Source organism: Streptomyces sp. NBC_00820, assembly GCF_036347055.1.
Taxonomy (GTDB): domain Bacteria; phylum Actinomycetota; class Actinomycetes; order Streptomycetales; family Streptomycetaceae; genus Streptomyces.
Genome location: NZ_CP108882.1, coordinates 2,602,525 through 2,619,029 on the forward strand (window position 1 = coordinate 2,602,525; position 16,505 = coordinate 2,619,029).

Consider the following 16,505-nt stretch of genomic DNA (forward strand, 5'->3'; position numbering starts at 1 on the left):
CCTACGACGCGGAGTCGGTGTCCTCGGCGGTGCGCGGCGGCCACGGGTCGCCCCAGTCGGCGTCCCGGGCCTGCTTGTACAGGTCGCCGTGGCGCTTGGTGACCGTCGTACGGCGCAACCGCTCGTCCGCCTCGCACAGGTCGAGCAGGACCTGGCCCTTGCGGATCTGCGGGCGGCGCACGATCCGGGCGGGAACGGGTTCGGCGGGCAGCCGGGTGGCGGCGACGTAGCTGAACTTCTCGTCCTCGTACGCCAGGGAGCCCCCCTTGACCTGCCGGTGCAGGGAGGAGCGGCTGACCCGGGCGGCGAAGTGGCACCAGTCGGTGCCGGGCACGATGGGGCAGGCGGCGCTGTGCGGGCAGGGCGCGGCGACCCGGAATCCGGCGCCGATGAGCCGGTCGCGGGCCTCGATGATCCGGTCGTAGCCGGCGGGGGTGCCGGCCTCCACGATGACGACGGACCGCGCGGCGGCCGCGGCGGCGTCGACGAGGGCGGCACGGGCGGCCTCGTCGAGTTCGTTGAGGACGTACGACACCGTGACCAGGTCGGTGCTCTCCAGGGTGAGCCCCGTGCCGATCCGGGCGCGCTGCCAGAGGGCGTCGCGCAGGGCGGGGTTGGCGGCGGCGATCTCCCGGCCGAGGGCGAGCGCGGGCTCGGCCCAGTCCAGCACGGTCACCGGCCGGGTCCCGTCCCAGGTGTCGGTCACCGCCCAGGTCGCCGCGCCGGTGCCGCCGCCGATGTCCACGTGGCTGCCGGGCGTCCACTCGGGTACGGCGTCGGCGAACGCCCGCAGTGCCGTGCGCACCGCTTCGAAGGTGGCCGGCATCCGGTAGGCGGCGTAGGCGGCCACGTCCGCGCGGTCCCGGAGGATCGGCGCGTCGGTGGGGGTGGCGCCCCGGTAGTTCGCGATCAGCCGCTCGACGGCAACGGCGGCCTGCCGGGGCGGGAGTCCGTCGAGCAGTCCGGCCAGGGTGGCGCGCAGGGTGTCGGCTGGGGATGCGGGGGCGTTCACCGGGCGATTCTCTCAGGTACGAGGCTCTGCCGGGTACCGGCGAGTACTCCCGGGCGGCGGCCTCCGCGGGGCGCGTCGGACACCGGCACGCGGGTGGACCAGCTGCCGTGGACACCGCCGCGCGGGTGGACCGACTGCCGTGGAGGCCGGCGCGTGAGTGGACCGACCGCCACGCACACCGGCGCGCGAGTGGACCGACGGCCGCGGAGGCCGGCGCGGGCGGGTGGTCAGGCGCCGCGCACCGCCCTCGCCAGGCGGGTCGCCGTCGCCGCCCTCGGCCGGCTGTCCGGGGGGCGCCGCCTCGGGTGGACGGTGTTCGCGAGCAGGACGAGGAAGGTGTCGGTCGCCGGGTCGAGCACGAGCGAGGTGCCGGTGAAGCCGGTGTGGCCGGCCGCTCCCCTGCCGGACAGCTCGCCCATGAACCACGGCTGGTCGACGGCGAAGCCGAGGCCGGGCGCGGTCAACAGCAGCTCGACGAGGTCGGGGCCGAGGATGCGGGCGGGGCCGTAGGAGCCGCCGGCGAGCAGGGTCCGGCAGAAGACGGCGAGGTCGTGACCGGTGGAGAACAGGCTGGCGTGGCCGGCCACCCCGCCGAGCGCCCAGGCGTTCTCGTCGTGGACGACGCCCCGCAGCATCCCCCGGTCCGCCTTGGCCCACGGCCGCCGCTGGTCCTCGGTGGCCGCCGCGCCGGGGCACGGGCCGAAAGTGGTCGCCGTCATGCCCAGCGGGCGGGTGATGCCGTCCTCGATCAGGACGTCGAGGGTGAGCCCGGTGGTCCGCTCCAGCACGCACTGGAGCAGGAGCATGTTCAGGTCCGAGTAGAGGTGGGTGCCGGGTTCGGCGAGGGGCGCCTCGGCGCGCAGCAGGGCGAGGCGCGCGGTGTCGTCGGGGCAGTCGTACAGCGGGAGTTCGGGGCGCAGCCCGGAGGTGTGGGTGAGCAACTGCCGCACGGTGATGTCGTGTTGCGCGGCGGCGGTGAACTCGGGGAGGTAGGCGCCGACCCGGGCGTCGATGCCGAGGGTGCCGCGCTCGATCTGCTGCACGGCGGCGACGGAGGTGAACAGTTTGGTGAGCGAGGCCAGGTCGAAGGGGGTGTCCACGGTCATGGGAACCCGTGCGGCGGGCGGAAGTTCGACTCCGGCGCCGGTCCCGGGGTCGCAGGAGGAGTAGCGGACGGCCCAGCCGGCGGCCTCGGCGACGGCGATGACCGGGCCGCGTCCGGCCACGACGACCGCCCCGGCCGCCCAGGGCCGCGGACCGGCGGTGAGGGCGCGCACCTCGTCGGCCAGGTGCGCGAGTTCGGTGGGGTCGAGCCCGGCACGTTCCGGTGTCCCGGCACGCAGTCTCGGTGCGCTCAGTGGTCGTCTCCCTCCGGCCCCGCGCTTCGGTTCCAGGGACGGCACATTCCCACGAAGCAGGCCGTCGCGACCAGTGCCCCACCCAGTTGGACCAGGGCCATGGGCACGGCGGTGCGCTCCCCGGCGATGCCGACGAGCGGGGAGCAGGCGGCGCCGACGAGGAAGGAGGAGGAGCCGAGCAGCGCGGAGGCGGAGCCGGCGGCGTGCCGGGTGCGCAGCAGGGCCAGGGACTGGGCGTTGGGCAGGGTGAGACCCATGGCGGACATCAGGACGAACAGGGCGGCGGCCACCGGGGTCAGTCCGGTCGCGCCGAACACGCCCGTGGACAGCAGGAGCAGGGCGGTCGCGGCGAGCACGATCAGCGTGAGGCCGACCGCGAGCACCTTGTCCAGCCGTACCCGTCCGACCAGCAGTTTGCCGTTGACCTGTCCGGCGATCACCAGCCCGACGGAGTTGAGCCCGAACAGCAGGCCGAAGGTCTGCGGGGAGGCGCCGTAGATCTCCTGCACGACGAAGGGCGAGGCCGTCACGTAGGCGAACAGCGCGGCGAAGGCGAAGCCGCCGGCGAGCATGTAGCCGGTGAAGGGCAGGTCGCCGAGGAGGGCGCGCATGGTCCGCAGGGCTTCGCGCACGCCGCCGCCGTGGCGGGCGGCGGGCGGCAGTGTCTCCGGCAGCCGCAGCCAGACCGCCGCCGCGAGGACCGCCCCGACCGCCGTCAGGACGACGAACACGCCCCGCCAGTCGGTCACGCGCAGGATCTGTCCGCCGATGAGGGGGGCGATGATCGGGGCGACCCCGGATATCAGCATCAGGGTGGAGAAGAAGCGGGCCATGGCCACGCCGTCGTACAGGTCGCGTACGACGGCCCGCGCGATGACGATCCCGGCGGCGCCCGCGAGGCCCTGCGCCAGCCGGAGGGCGACCAGCGTCTCGACGGTGGGCGCCACGGCGCACAGGGCGGTGGCGACGAGGTAGACGGCGAGGCCGGTCAGCAGCGGCCGGCGGCGCCCCCAGCGGTCACTCATCGGGCCGACGACCAGCTGTCCGAGCGCCATGCCGGCCAGGCACGCGGTGAGGGTGAGCTGGACCGTGGCGGCGGGGGCGTGCAGGGTGCGGGTGACCTCCGGCAGGGACGGGAGGTACATGTCCATCGCGAGCGGGGTGGTGGCCGTGAGGGCGCCCAGCATGAGGGTGAGGAGCAGCCCGTCGCGGCGGCTCCCGGTGGGCGGTTCCGCCGCCGGGGCGGGCGTGTGCCGTGTCCGCGGCGCGGGTATCGCCGGCTGCTCGGTCATGCGCCCCTCCCTCTGGTCCCGGACCGGACCCATTCTCCCGGGCGAGGCCAGGGCGCGTTTCTCCATCCGCACAAGCGGAGTTTGAACGTCCGGACTATTGCGGCCTGTTGGCCACATATGCTCAACTTTCCTTCACCGGTGCTTCACACTTGGGGCACCGGGGTTCCGCAGCCACTCCGAGGGGGGAGGCGGCGGCCGTTCCACCGGTCCGGAGCAGTTGGGGGTGGACCTCGCGGGGAACCGCGAGGTGCGCACCGGCCGGTGGAACGGCCGCCGCACAGACGGCATCGGGCGGCACCGTACGGTCCCTGCGGTACGGGGCACTGTGCGGTGCCGGCAGTGCGGGCCGGCGTACGGTGCCGGCAGTGCGGGCCGGCGTACGGTGCCGGCAGTGCGGGCTGGCGGGCTGGCGGGCTGGCGGGCTGGCGGGCTGGCGGGCTGGCGGGCTGGCGTACGGTGGCCGGCCTCACGCGGCGCCATGCAGTGGCGGCCTCAGCGGCGGTGCCTGCCGCCGGACTCCGGCGCGGATCCCTCCACGGATCGTTCCGCGGCTCGTTCCGCGGATCCCTCCACGAGCCCCTCCGCGGACGCAGCCGCAGGTACCTCCGCAGACGCACCCACACGCGCGTCCGCCTCCGCCGGCGTCCGCGCCGCCACCGCCGCTATCCGAGCCCGGCGCCGCCGCAGCAGCGCCCACGTGCCCGCGCCGAGCAGTGCCGCCGTCCCCGCGCCGCCTTCCGCCAGCCGCCACGGGGACGGGCTTCCGGCCGCCGGGGCCGCCGTTCGGGCCGCCGCCGGGACCTTCTTGTGCGCGGGTGTCCCGCCGGCGCCCGCGCGGGCTCGGCTTTCGCTGAGCGGATCGACGAGCACTCCCACCGGCTGGGCCGAACGCCCGTGCCCGAAGCCCCAGTCGAGGAGCGCGGCGGTCTGCTCGTAGACGGCGTTGCTGCCGGCGGCCGGATGCATCACGGTGACCAGCAGGGTCCGGCCGCCCCGGGTGGCGGCCCCGGTGAAGGTGTTGCCGGCGTGGCTGGTGTAGCCGTTCTTCACCCCGATCAGGCCCTGGTACGTGCCCAGCCCCCAGGCGCCCGTGAGCAGGCGGTCGGTGTTCTGGATCTGGAAGGTCTTTTTGCCGCCGGCCGGGAAGTCGGCGGTGCGCGTGCCGCAGTAGCCGCGGAAGTCGGGGTTCTTCAGACCGTGCCGGGCGAAGAGGGTGAGGTCGTACGCCGAGGAGATCTGGCCCTTGTGGTCGAAGCCGTCGGGGCTGACCACGTGGGTGTCCAGGGCCTGCAGGTCATCGGCCCTGGCCTGCATCTCGGCGACCGTCCTGGCGATGCCGCCGTTCATGTGGGCGAGCACGTGGACCGCGTCGTTGCCGGACCGCAGGAACACGCCCTGCCACAGCTGATCGACGGTGTAGGTGATGCCGGGCTTGACGCCGACGAGGCTCGAACCCGCGGGCACGTCGGCCAGATCGGCGTCCGTGACCTTGTACCGCCGGGTCCGGTCGAACTTCTGCAGCACGGTGTCCGCGAACAGCATCTTCAGGGTGGACGCGGGGGCGAGCCGGCGGTGCGCGTTGAACGAGGCGAGCACCTCCCCGGTGTCCGCGTCGGCGACGATCCAGGAGCGGGCGGTGAGCTTCTTGGTGGGCAGTCCGGTGGCACCGCGCACCTGGATCCCGCCGCGGGCCAGCCGTTCACCACCGATGACGGCGGCCTCGGCGGCGGAGGCGGAGCTGGTCACGGAGAGCGGGAGGGCGGCGGCGGTCAGCCCGAGGACGGCACGCCGGCTGAGCCGGGAACAATCACGCACTCCGGGACCGTACACCGCGCCCAGCAGGGGTTTCCCCGCAGAAGGCCCCCAGGGCACAGGAATTTGCTGTCTTATGAAATTCCGATGGCCTGACTGGAGTTACGTGCCTCACGGTCGCGCCTCAGGATCAGGGCGCCGCGAGTCGAGCGGGGTGGAGTGGGGCGGAGTGCGGGCCGGGGCACGGCTCCGTACGGTCCGCGCTCAGGCCTGTCCGGTCTCGAAGCGCGCGATCCGGCCGTCGTCGGCGACGGTGAAGGTCCACTTGGTCTGCATCTCGCCGTAGGTGTCGTTGCGGTAGCGGGCGAGCAGGGCGCGGCCGCCGCGGGACTCGTTGTCGACCTCCATGTGGCCGTTGGAGGAGAAGATCTCCTGGTCGATCCACTCGGCGAGGTCGCGGTCGGAGCCGTCGTCGGCCATGGTCGCGCCGGGCACGAGGAGGGACATGAAGCCCTCGCGGTCGTGGGCGTTGACGGCGTTGACGAAGGCCCGGACGGCCGGATCGCTGAGCTTGGCTGGCTGAATCGTCATGGCGCCAGGCTCACATCGCTCCCCCGCCCACGCCACCCGGAGCCCGCCACCCGAACGGCATCCAGGACGCGCCCGGTATCGGGCCGGGTGCGACGGTGGAGTCCGCGGAACCGGACGTCCTGCCTGCTGCTGGGGAGAAACCGTGACCTGTTACGACCGACGTGACCTGGGCCTGCTGCTGCTCCGGCTGGGAACGGGCGGGGTGCTCGCCGCGCACGGCGCGCAGAAGCTGTTCGGCTGGTTCGGCGGCCACGGTCTGACGGGCACCGGCCAGTTCATGGAGTCCGTCGGCTACACCCCGGGCAGGGCGAGCGCGGCCGCGGCGGGCCTCGCCGAGGCGGGCGGCGGCGCCCTGCTCGCCCTCGGCCTGGCGACCCCGGCGGCGGGCGCTGCCGCGGCCGGCGCGATGGCCGGCGCGGCGGCGGTCCACCTCCCCCAGGGCTTCTTCGCCCAGTCCGGCGGCTACGAGTACGCGGCCGGACTCGGTCTGTCCGCGACCGGTCTCGCCGTCACCGGCCCCGGCCGCCTCTCCCTCGACCACGCCCTCGGCCACGTCCTCGACCGGGGCTGGATGGTCCCCGCCGCCCTGGCGGCGACGGCCGCCGCCACGGCCGTGGTGGTGGGGGCACGCAACCGGAGGGTGCGGGCGATCCAGGAGAGGGCGAGGCAGGGCGAGCAGGGGGAGTTGTTCGAGGAGTAGGGCCCGTCCTCCGGGGCGTGCCGGGGCGGTGGCGGCTTGGCGGCCCGGCAGCCCGGCAGCCCGGCAGCCCGGCAGCCCGGCAGCCCGGCAGCCCGCAAGCGGATCAGCTGGTGACTCCGCCGTCGACGACGAGGTCCTGGCCGACGACGAAGCCCGACTCGTCGGACGCGAGCCACAGCACCGCGTTGACGATCTCGTCCGTCGTGGCGACGCGTCCGATCGGAACCGCCGTGGCCAGCCTGGCCGCCCGGTCGGCGTCGGTCTCCCCGGGGCGCAGGGACATGGTGGTGTCGGTGGCACCCGGGCTCACCGCGTTGATGCGCACGTTGTCCTTGATGTGGTCCAGGGCGGCGACCCGGGTGAGGGTGCTCACCGCGGCCTTGGACGCGGCGTAGGCGGCCATGCCCGGCCGACGGCCGTGGTAGCCGATGTTGGACGCCGTGTTGACGATGACCCCGCCGCCCTCGGCCCGCATGTGCGCGATCTCCTCCCGCATGGCGAGCAGGACGCCGGTCAGGTTGACGTCCAGCACGGAGTGCCACACGGACAGGTCCAGGTCCGCGACCGGGGCGGGCTTGCCGAAGACGCCGGCGTTGTTGTGCGCGATGTGCAGACCGCCGTGGCGCTCCACGGTCGTACGCACCAGACGCGCCATGTCCTCGGGCCGGGTGACGTCGGCGACGACGGCGTAGGCGGTGCCTCCGTCGGCGACGACGAGCCGCGCGGTCTCCTCGACGGATTCCGGCCGGACTCCGGCGGCGACGACGGTGGCCCCCTCACGGGCGAAGGCCCTGGCGCTCGCCCGGCCGATGCCCGCCCCCGCTCCGGTGACGATGACGACCTTCCCTCTGAACCGGGCGGTCGCGGGGGTGGTAGGGGTCGTGGCGGTCATGGGGGTCGCTCCTCGTGACGTGGGTGTGGTCGCTGTACGTGTTCCCGCGGAGGGCGCAGGGCCGGGCAGCGGGTGGGTGTGCGGGTGAGCGGGGGGGGGTGTTCAGCCGCCCGTGCGGGGCGGGTGTGGCTGCGGGTGCGGGCGCAGGACGAAGGCCGCGCAGGCCGCGGCCGCGGCGAAGGCCACGGAGGCGACGGTGAAGGCGAAGCCGTAGCCGGCGGTCTGGGCGGACGCCGTACCGGTGCCCGTGTGCTCCAGGCCGGCGGTGTGTCCCGCGGCCAGCGTCACCAGTACGGCGAGGCCGACGGCCGGGCCCGCTTCCAGCGCGGTGCTGACCACGGCGCCGGCCAGTGCGGCCTGCTCCCGCGGGACGTCCGCCGTCGCGGCGACGGTGGCCGCGGCGAACACCGGGGCCACCCCGGCGGGGAAGAGCACGAGCCCCGCCAGCAGCACCCCGGTGTACGGCGTGTCCGCGCCGATCCGGCCCAGCGCCACCAGCCCAAGCCCGGCGAGCGCCAGACCGGCGGTCAGGACTGCGCGCGAGCCGAAGCGCTGGACGAGCCCGCCGCCGCACAGGCCGCCGACGACCAGGGTGAGGCCGAAGGGGACGAACGCCGCCGACGTCTGAAGCGGCGAATACCCGCGCACCTGCTGGAAGTACAGGGCGAGCATGAAGAAGACGGTGGTGATCCCGGCGGCGCCCAGGAAGACCGCGAGCAGCGCCGTCGCCCTGCGCGGCGAGGCGGGGAAGGACAGCGGCAGCAGCGGCTGTGCCACACGCGCCTCGGTGACGGCGAAGGCCGCCAGCAGGACGGCGCCGCCGGTGAGAGCGCCGAGCGCGACAGGGGAGGTCCACCCGCGTTCCGGCGCCTCCACGAGGCCGTAGCCGAGCAGGGCGATCCCGGCGGTCACGAGGACGGCTCCCAGGGCGTCCAGGTCTCCGGGACGGGGAGCCGGTCCTTCGGGGACGAGCCGCGGGGTCGCGGCGAGGGTCACCGCCGCCACCGCGACCGGCAGGGCGAACGCCCAGCGCCAGCAGTTCCCCGAGGCCACCAGGCCCGACAGGAGCATGCCGGCGGTGCCGCCGGAGGCCGTCAGGCCGCCCCAGACCGCCATGGCGCGGGCGTACCGCGCGGGCCCGGGGTGGACGACGCTCACCAGCGCCATGGCGGCGGGCACGGCCAGCGCGGCACCGGCCCCCTGGACGAACCGCGCGGCCAGCAGCGTCCACAGCCCCGTGGACACCGCCGCCAGCGCCGAACTCGCGCCGAACACGAAGGTGCCGGCGAGGAGAACCCGGCGGTTGCCGTACCGGCCGGACAGCCGGCCGCCCAGGAGCAGCAGTCCGCTGAACGACATGCCGTACGACGCACCGAGGAGGGCGAGTTGGGCGCGGTCGAGGCCGAACTCGCGCTGGATCTCGGGGAGTACGACGTTGAGCACGCTCATGGCGAGGATGAGCACGAACTGGACCGACGCCAGCAGGGCGAAGGCCACGCCTCCGCGCCGGTCGTCGTCGCCGCCGCGCTCGAATGTGCGCGGATGACTGCGGATCTCGGCCACGCCGCCTCGTCGCCCCTTCCCGTGCAGGGCACCGTCTCCGGTGCCCTGGGCCTCGCTCTCGTTCACGGCGCGATCCTCCCGTGCGTGTCCGCCGGGGCGACAGGTGACCGGACCACACCGCCGACCGGGCAAGACGGTGGCCCCACCACCACCCCCGCCCCGCCGACACCCCCGCCACCACCACCTCCGGCCCGCCGACACCGGGGCCCCACCGACGTCCCCCTCGCGCGCCGCACGGTCCGGCCCTGGACGCCAGGGCGCTGATTGCCGCCCGGAGACAGCGCGCCTGGATGATCTATTCCAAGGGGTCAGTGATCGTAGGCGATCAGTGAGCGTAGGACGGTTTGTCCGGTGGCGTCGCTGTGCCAGATCGCGGCGGTCAGCGCGAGGATGCGTTGCAGGACGCGGGCTATGACCCCTCCGGGTGTGCGCCCTCGGTGCCGTTCGAGGCCAAGCTGTCCCTTGAAGGTCTCGTTGATCGATTCGATGACCTGTCGCAGCGACTTGAACAGGGCTGCGCCAGGCCGTTCCCGTTCACCTTTACGGGCAGGCCGCAGCAACTGGACTCCATGCTCGGACAGTTCGCGTGCGAAACCACGGCCGAAGTAGCTCTTGTCGCCGATGAGAGTCTGTCGGGGGCGCTCTCGCAGAAGCTCGCATTCGGCTGCCAGGAGGTCCAGGAGGGTCTCGCGTTCGTCGGCCTTGGCTCCGGTCAGGGCGAAGGCGATGGGCAGGTCCTGAAGGGTGCAGACCAGGTGCAGGCGCAGGCCCCGGAAGAAGCGCCTGTGGCTGGCGCAGTAGCCGTATTCGGCCCAACCTGCCAGGCCGGAGCGTTTGACGGTCTCGCGGGAGCGGCCGCATTCCACCGGGGTGGAGTCCACGACCCATACGTCGTGGACTCCACACCGAGTTCCCTCATTCACGCTGCTTCCCTGAGCCATACCCGAGGACGGCCGATCCGGCGGCAGCGACCAGCTTCAGTCGGCGGGAGGGGTCGCCGGAACGACGGGGTGGTTCCGGCATCCGAATTCCTTCGCCACAACACGGGCGGAGTGCAGGAGGTACCGGAGGTGGGGCTCGGTTCCGGTGTCCCGGGTGAGGGTGTCGGTCATGGACCCGGCGAGTGGCACTCCCGTCTCCTGCTCTGCCGAGGCGCCAGGTACCTGGCACCTGACGTAGACGGAGTAGTCGTAGTCACCGTCGTCCTTCCGCACCACCAGCTTGACGTCGGAATTGACGCGGATCAGGGTCTCCTCGTCGTACACGTCGGACTTCTCGCCGAAGGGCGAGTCGAAGGGGAAGCCCGAGGCGCCGTAGCTGATCGACAGGCGGCTCGTGTGCCGCTTCTGGTCCCGGACCACGATCCGGCACAGCTCGGACGGCGCATAGGAGGTGAGCGCCTTGCTGCTGGGGTCCCACGACCTGGCGTCGTCGTAGAACACCGACTTGGCGGCCCTCAGGTCCTTCACGTCCACCAGTCCGGTCTCCTGTGCGCTGCTGCTCTTCACCCACTTCTCACCGGCCGCGCCGAGCAGGTCTTCGCAGGTCTCCCGGGTCCTGTCGCCGGTCCCGGTGCTCTTGGTATCGCCCCCACTGCACGCCACTGACGCGAGCAGCAGGCCCACCAGCAGGGGAAGGGCAAGAACGCGCCGCATGTCACCAGCCCCGCGTGTCGTCGGTGTCGCTCTGGTCGCCACCGGCGATGTACGCCGAATGCGCCTTCCCTGCCAGCTCGCGCACCTCGTGGGGCGTCATGTGCTGATCCCCCGCATAGTTCAGCAGCGGTGTCATCGCGTTGCGCGCTCCCTGATCCTGGGCCTTTTCGATCGAATCGATGGCCTGTTGATCGTTGTTGTACTCGTTCTCGTGAAGCCATTCGATCGTGTGCGTGCCCATGGCTGTCTCCGCGGCACCACCGACCGATTCGAAGCCGAGTGGGACGGCGACGGCAGCCACTGCCCCCGCCGGAACCACCACCTCGGAAGCCACCCCCACCCCGACGCCGATCGCGGCGCCGGCGGCGAAGTTGCGCCACTCTCCCTGCTTCTCGAGTGCCCTGTTCCGGGCATCCTCGTCGTCGGCGTACTGGTGTCCGATCGACTCCATACGGGCCTCGTCCATCAGGCCGTGCATCGAGACACTGTGCAGTCCGGCGTCCAGTGCGTCATCCCGGTTGTCCTGCGCCGCCATGAGGCTGGAGCCGTACACCTGCTGCGCCGCCGAGACGGTCTCGTAGGAGTCCTGGTCGGACGCGATCGCCCGTAGGAAGTCCTGCGTCGTCGGCCCGCCGAAGTCGCGGAGATGGTTCTTGTCGGCACTGAACAGGCCGTCGCGGTCCCCGCGCTCGCCGCTTCCGCCCCAGTCGGCCATGGAGTAGTCGAGACTGTCGATGTTGCCGGCCGCCACCTTCGCCAGGCTGTCCCCGATGCCCGGCTGCTTCTCGATCACATCGGCCGATTCGTAGTTCTCCATGACCTTCGAGACAAGATCCAGCCGCTCCTCTCGGGCGTCGGCCTGGGCCTCGGTGTTCGTCGGCGGGATGTGCGGGTCCTGGTCGTCGTACGGGTATCCCAGCGTGGCGGACTCCAGGGCGTGGCCCAGGTTTCCGTACCCGAGCGGCTTGCCGTCGTCGTCGGCCGGCCACTGGCGGGCGCCCTTGTCGTGGCCGGCGAGGTAGTCGAAGTCGGTCATCCTGCCGTCGCCCTGGCCGGTCGACTCGTTGAAGAACTTCAGGGACTCTTCCGGGTTGTGGCCGAGCGCGTCCATGAAGCCCTGTACCGGGTCATTGGGGCGACCGGTGGGCGGGTAGTCCAGGCTGCTGGTGTCACGCCACGCGACCTTGAGGTCGCCCGGGTACGCGCGCTCGTACTTCACCATCGCCCGGCCGTAGTCGTCCAGGAAGTCCGCGTCGAACCTGCCCTTGTGCATCAGGCTGCTCATGACCTGGAAGCCGTTCGGGCCCATGGGCATGGCTGGGTCGACCGGGAACGGCTTGGTGCCGGACGCGATCACGTCCTTCTTCCATTGCTCCATCGCAGTGCTGTCGCTGTGGGAGGCATTGGCGAGGGCCATGCTGAGGTTGTCCTGAACGTGTCCCAGCATCTTGGCCTTGTCACCTTCGACGGCGCCGCCGGGCGGTGCGGCGAGGTCACGCCAGAACTGCAGCGTGCCGTCGGCGCCCAGGCCGGTGGCGAAGGCCTCGGTGAAGCCGGGGTTGTCGCGCTGGTTCTCCAGCATCGCGTTGAAGCGAGCGAGCTTGCCCTCGCTCCAGTCGGTGACATGCCCCTTGGCGATCTCCTTCTTCCAGTACTCGGCGTCCGCCTTGCCCTGTTCACAGTCGGCTTTCTTCACCGAGTCGGGGCCCTTCTCGGTGAAGTCGTACTTGTTCTTCGCCAGGGCGCGCAGGGCCCGCGCCACGATCCGGTCGGTCTCGGTCGCCTCCGACAGGATTCCGGTGATCCGGTGCTGGGCGGCGTCCAGCTCCTCGTCGGTCGGACAGTGGATGTCCTTGCTGTTCCCGGCGGCGGCGCCGGGTGGGACGGCGGAGCTGACGTTTCCGTTGCCGTTGACGAAGATGCTCTGCTTCGCCAGCTCGTCGATGGCGGTACTCAGAGCACGCTTGTGCCGGGTGAAGTCGGCATGCGCATCACTCAGCAGCCCCAGGATGCTCTTCGCCTCGGCTGCTGCATCCGCGAACTGCTTGGCCGTCTTGGTCACGAACTCCCGCGAGACCGTGGCATTGAGACCCTTCCAATCGGCCGCGTGGGCCTTCTTCTCCAGGTCCGACGCGCTGACGTCGCCGGCGCCCCCGGTGGCGAGCATCTCCAGCTTGCCGGCCATCGTCTTCCAGTCGTCCACCGCCGTCTTGAGAGTGCCCAGACGCAGATCGGTGAGCTCCTGAACAGTCAGCGTGTCCGCTGCCATGTGCCATCAGCTCCCGTTGTCGCTGTCGGTGTGCCTGCCTGTCGTCACATGACCGCGTCAACAGAGGCAGTCGTTGATCCGCGAGACCGTCATCAGGTCACCGGCCGCGTTCCGCATGCCGGTCCCCACCTGGGCGTCATCCTTCGCGTGCTGTGCGCGGCTGTAGTCCAGGTGGTTGGAGATATGGGCACAGGCCTCGTTCAGGGTCTGCAGCTGGGTGTTCCACGCGTCGTGCACCTCGAGGAGCGCGGAGCCCGTCTCCAGGCCGTCGTTGAACAGGTCGTTGGACGCCGTGAAGGTGGTCGGCCGCGCAAAGTCGCCGTCCACGTGGAGGCGTTCGCGCAGATCGTGCGCCATGTTGCCGAGCCGGCCCAGCTCGTCATCATGCACGACGAGGTCCGCGGTGCCGCCACCCACTCCAGAGTCAGCCAGTTGGTTCAGTTGCATTCGCGCAGATCGCTGCGCTACGGCCTCCGCCTTGAGCTGCTCCCACTCGCCCCACGCCATACGAACGACCCCCGTGTGCGACCTGAAATCCGCGGCGTTTCACCAAACTTGACCTCTCCCCCTTCTTACCACGCTCCCACCGAACAGAACTGTGACCGGAGCCACCCCGTCCGCACGCACACGCGAACCCCGCATTCACAGCACCACACCCTCAAACGGAACGGCAGCACGGGCCTCGCTGCAGCTTTCACACCTGGATGCGGTCGCGGGGATCGAGGTTCCCGAGGGCGCAACCCGTATCGCCGCGGTCCTGCGCGAACTCGAAACCCGCGGCTACCTGCGCCGTACCCGCGAACGCACCCCAAACGGCCGGGTCGTCACCCGCACGGTCTCCTGCAACCAGACGGGACACCACGAAAAGGCATCAGTCGGACCTCTGATGCTGAAAGTTGCGGGGCGTCGTACCCCCCTTGTGTCGGGCGATCTCCCGGAGCCCCAGTCCCTGGGCGAGCAGGTCATGGACGAGCGCGTGATGCACTCTGGCGCGTTCGGCGAACTTCCCGGACGGCTCGTCGTCCTCGTGGGTCGGCGCGTCTGCGGTCTCCCACTCGGGTTCGTACTCAGGCACCGGGGTGGGAAGGCCGCGCAGACAGAGGGGTCGCAGGTGGGTCGGGCAGGTCCATCACCCGCCGCAGCAGCGTATTGCGGCTGGTCACGATGCCCGGGTGCGCGGCGAGGCCGACGCCGGCCCGCCGGCGTCGCGGCCATCACCCACGCCCGCCAGTCGGGTCTGGTCAAACTGCCGGCCAACGGCCCTGCGGTGGAGATCCTCGCCGATGCCGGGTACCAGGGACTGGGCGCACAGACCGGCGGCCGTGTGGTGACGCCGCCGCACCGCAAGTTCAAGAAGAACCCGCCCGATTGGTACGAGGAGATGCACGAACGCCAGCGCAAGGCCCACTCCTCGCGCCGCATCCGAGTCGAGCACGGCATCACGCATCTGAAGAACTGGCGAGCCCTCGCCCGCCATCACGGCCGCCGCGAGTACATGAGCGACACCATCCAAGCCGTGGCCGGCCTGCTCTCTCACCAGCAGACCGTCAGCCTGCCCGCCGGTCCGCGAATGTGAACCCATCATCGAAGCCGCGGTTTCCGACGCGCCACCGCCAACCATGCACGAGCTCGTTAGGGCTCGCAGAGAATCAACGTGTTGCTTCCCACGGGCGAGCTCGTTCACGTGGTATGCGCATACCTGACGAGACTCGAGATCAACTCGCCATCAAGTTCGGGGGGTTGTTCCCGCATCTGGACGAGCGGCAGCGGCGGCTGATGCTGGGGGCTGAGGCCCGAATCCTGGGCCACGGCGGTATCCGGGCGGTCGCGCGGGCGGCCCAGGTCAGCGAGACGACGGTTCGCAAGGGGGTGGACGAGTTGGAGGCCGGCGAGGAGTCTTTGGGACGGGTCCGCAGGGCCGGTGGTGGCCGGAAGAAGGCTGTGGACCTTGATCCGGGTCTCCGGCCCGCGCTGCTGGCACTGGTGGAACCTGACGAGCGGGGCGATCCGATGTCGCCATTGCGCTGGACGGTGAAGTCGACCAGGACCCTCGCGGCCACGCTCACCCGCCAGGGGCACAGGGTGTGCGCGGACACGGTCGGAGACCTGCTGCGTGAGGAGGGCTTCAGCCTGCAGGCCGGCGCCAAGACGCTCGAGGGCAAGCAGCATCCGGACCGTGACGCCCAGTTCCGCTACATCAACGAGCGGGCGACAGAGCACATGGTCGGCGGGCAGCCGGTGATCAGCGTGGACGCGAAGAAGAAGGAACTCGTCGGCGACTACAAGAACGCCGGGCGTCAGTGGCGGCCCGAGGGTGAGCCGGTACAGGTCAAGACGCACCACTTCCCGGACCGGCAGGGACCGGGCAAGGCGATCCCATACGGGATCTACGACGTCGCCGCGAACACCGGATGGGTCAGCGTCGGCACTGACCACGACACCGCCGCGTTCGCCGTCGCCTCCATCCAACGCTGGTGGCAGGCCCGTGGCAGACACGACTACCCGCAGGCCACCCGTCTGCTGATCACCGCAGACGCAGGTGGCTCCAACGGCTACCGCACCCGCGCCTGGAAGACTGAACTCGCAGCCCTGGCCGCCGAGACGGGCTTGGACATCACGGTCTGCCACATGCCGCCGGGCACCTCGAAGTGGAACAAGATCGAACACCGGCTGTTCTCCCACATCTCCATGAACTGGCGAGGCCGCCCGCTGACCAGCCATGACGTCATCGTGAACAGCATCGCAGCGACCACCACCCACACTGGGCTGAAAGTCCACGCCGAACTCGACCCGGGCACCTACGACACCGGCATCAAGGTCACCGACAGCGACAGCGACAGCGACAGCGACATCGACGCCCTGCCCATGCACCGGCACCGCTTCCACGGCGACTGGAACTACACCCTCCATCCACGACCTCGCGACACCACCAGCGCAGCCAAGAAGCCGCGGCCGGCCGGCGGCCCGTCCCCGCAGCCCTGCGCCTGGCGTCTGCGCAACCCGGAGCTGACCGGCATGCCCGAACCGATGCTGGACGAACTCATCTGCCAACTGGACGGAAAGCTGGATGAGTTACGTGAGCGAGGACGGCTTCAGCAGCGAGGAGGTGAACGCATCCGTGCTCGCGGCGCAGGGGCCAAGGACAAGCTGACCACCGCCGACAGAGTCCTGGCCACTTTGCTCTACCTGCGCAAAATCGGCACCCGAGACCTGCTCGCCCAGCTCTTCGGAGTCAACGGCAGCACACTCACCAGAGCCGTTCACCAAGTCCAGCCCCTCCTGGCCGTGCACGGCTGCACCATCCCACCCTCGACAGCCCGGTTCCGCACACCCGCCGACATCGCCGCGTTCCTCGCGAACAGCAGCCCCACAGAGATCAAACCCGCATGTTGATTCTCTGCGAGCCCTTAGGCTCGCCGGG

At 71.4% G+C, this 16,505-nt stretch carries 13 protein-coding genes and 1 pseudogene; 3 read left to right on the forward strand and 11 right to left on the reverse strand.

What is annotated here, in order from left to right:
• Position 1: 1 nt before the first annotated feature.
• The 5 genes from OIB37_RS11895 to OIB37_RS11915 all read right to left on the reverse strand — a co-directional run bounded on the left by OIB37_RS11895 (position 2) and on the right by OIB37_RS11915 (position 6,005).
• Entirely contained in the window at positions 2-1,012 is a 1,011-nt protein-coding gene (locus OIB37_RS11895; protein ID WP_330457548.1) for a small ribosomal subunit Rsm22 family protein, read from the reverse strand.
• A gap of 227 nt (positions 1,013-1,239) precedes the next feature.
• Positions 1,240-2,415: a serine hydrolase domain-containing protein gene (locus tag OIB37_RS11900; RefSeq protein ID WP_330457549.1), complete on the reverse strand. Its 1,176-nt coding sequence runs from the start codon at positions 2,413-2,415 to the stop codon at positions 1,240-1,242.
• The gene (locus OIB37_RS11905) at positions 2,367-3,662 is read right to left on the reverse strand and encodes a multidrug effflux MFS transporter (RefSeq protein ID WP_330457550.1); all 1,296 of its coding nucleotides are present in this window, start codon (positions 3,660-3,662) and stop codon (positions 2,367-2,369) included. Before OIB37_RS11905 ends, OIB37_RS11900 begins: the two co-directional genes overlap by 49 nt.
• Positions 3,663-4,154: 492 nt before the next feature.
• On the reverse strand, positions 4,155-5,477 hold the full coding sequence (locus OIB37_RS11910) for a D-alanyl-D-alanine carboxypeptidase family protein (protein WP_330457551.1): 1,323 nt from the start codon (positions 5,475-5,477) through the stop codon (positions 4,155-4,157).
• Positions 5,478-5,678: 201 nt separating this feature from the next.
• Positions 5,679-6,005, reverse strand: coding sequence for a nuclear transport factor 2 family protein (locus OIB37_RS11915; RefSeq protein WP_330457552.1), 327 nt, complete (start codon positions 6,003-6,005; stop codon positions 5,679-5,681).
• 142 nt (positions 6,006-6,147) lie between these two features.
• Here OIB37_RS11915 and OIB37_RS11920 point away from each other — a divergent pair, with 142 nt between their 5' ends.
• Complete coding sequence (locus OIB37_RS11920) at positions 6,148-6,705, forward strand: DoxX family protein (RefSeq protein ID WP_330457553.1); 558 nt, start codon at positions 6,148-6,150, stop codon at positions 6,703-6,705.
• 103 nt (positions 6,706-6,808) lie between these two features.
• Here the strand turns inward: OIB37_RS11920 and OIB37_RS11925 are convergent, their stop codons facing one another.
• The 6 genes and pseudogenes from OIB37_RS11925 to OIB37_RS11950 all read right to left on the reverse strand — a co-directional run bounded on the left by OIB37_RS11925 (position 6,809) and on the right by OIB37_RS11950 (position 13,474).
• Positions 6,809-7,597, reverse strand: coding sequence for an SDR family NAD(P)-dependent oxidoreductase (locus tag OIB37_RS11925; protein ID WP_330457554.1), 789 nt, complete (start codon positions 7,595-7,597; stop codon positions 6,809-6,811).
• A gap of 102 nt (positions 7,598-7,699) precedes the next feature.
• Positions 7,700-9,226, reverse strand: a complete 1,527-nt coding sequence (locus OIB37_RS11930) for an MFS transporter (RefSeq protein ID WP_330457555.1) — start codon at positions 9,224-9,226, stop codon at positions 7,700-7,702.
• Positions 9,227-9,468: 242 nt separating this feature from the next.
• Positions 9,469-10,053, reverse strand: a pseudogene (locus tag OIB37_RS11935) (transposase); the annotation flags it as partial.
• A gap of 84 nt (positions 10,054-10,137) precedes the next feature.
• Positions 10,138-10,815 carry a hypothetical protein gene (locus OIB37_RS11940; protein ID WP_330457556.1) on the reverse strand — a complete coding sequence of 226 codons (678 nt, stop codon included), beginning with the start codon at positions 10,813-10,815 and terminating at the stop codon, positions 10,138-10,140.
• A 1-nt stretch (position 10,816) separates the two neighbouring features.
• Positions 10,817-13,084 carry a hypothetical protein gene (locus OIB37_RS11945; protein ID WP_330457557.1) on the reverse strand — a complete coding sequence of 756 codons (2,268 nt, stop codon included), beginning with the start codon at positions 13,082-13,084 and terminating at the stop codon, positions 10,817-10,819.
• Positions 13,085-13,141: 57 nt separating this feature from the next.
• A complete protein-coding gene (locus OIB37_RS11950) occupies positions 13,142-13,474 on the reverse strand; it encodes a hypothetical protein (protein WP_330457558.1) in 333 nt (110 codons plus the stop codon).
• A 208-nt stretch (positions 13,475-13,682) separates the two neighbouring features.
• Between OIB37_RS11950 and OIB37_RS11955 the strand changes: the two genes are divergently transcribed.
• Positions 13,683-14,660 (forward strand): transposase family protein, encoded by a 978-nt coding sequence (locus OIB37_RS11955; RefSeq protein WP_330457559.1) that lies wholly within the window; start codon positions 13,683-13,685, stop codon positions 14,658-14,660.
• A gap of 113 nt (positions 14,661-14,773) precedes the next feature.
• Positions 14,774-16,477, forward strand: coding sequence for an ISAzo13 family transposase (locus OIB37_RS11960; protein WP_330457560.1), 1,704 nt, complete (start codon positions 14,774-14,776; stop codon positions 16,475-16,477).
• Positions 16,478-16,505 lie beyond the last annotated feature (28 nt).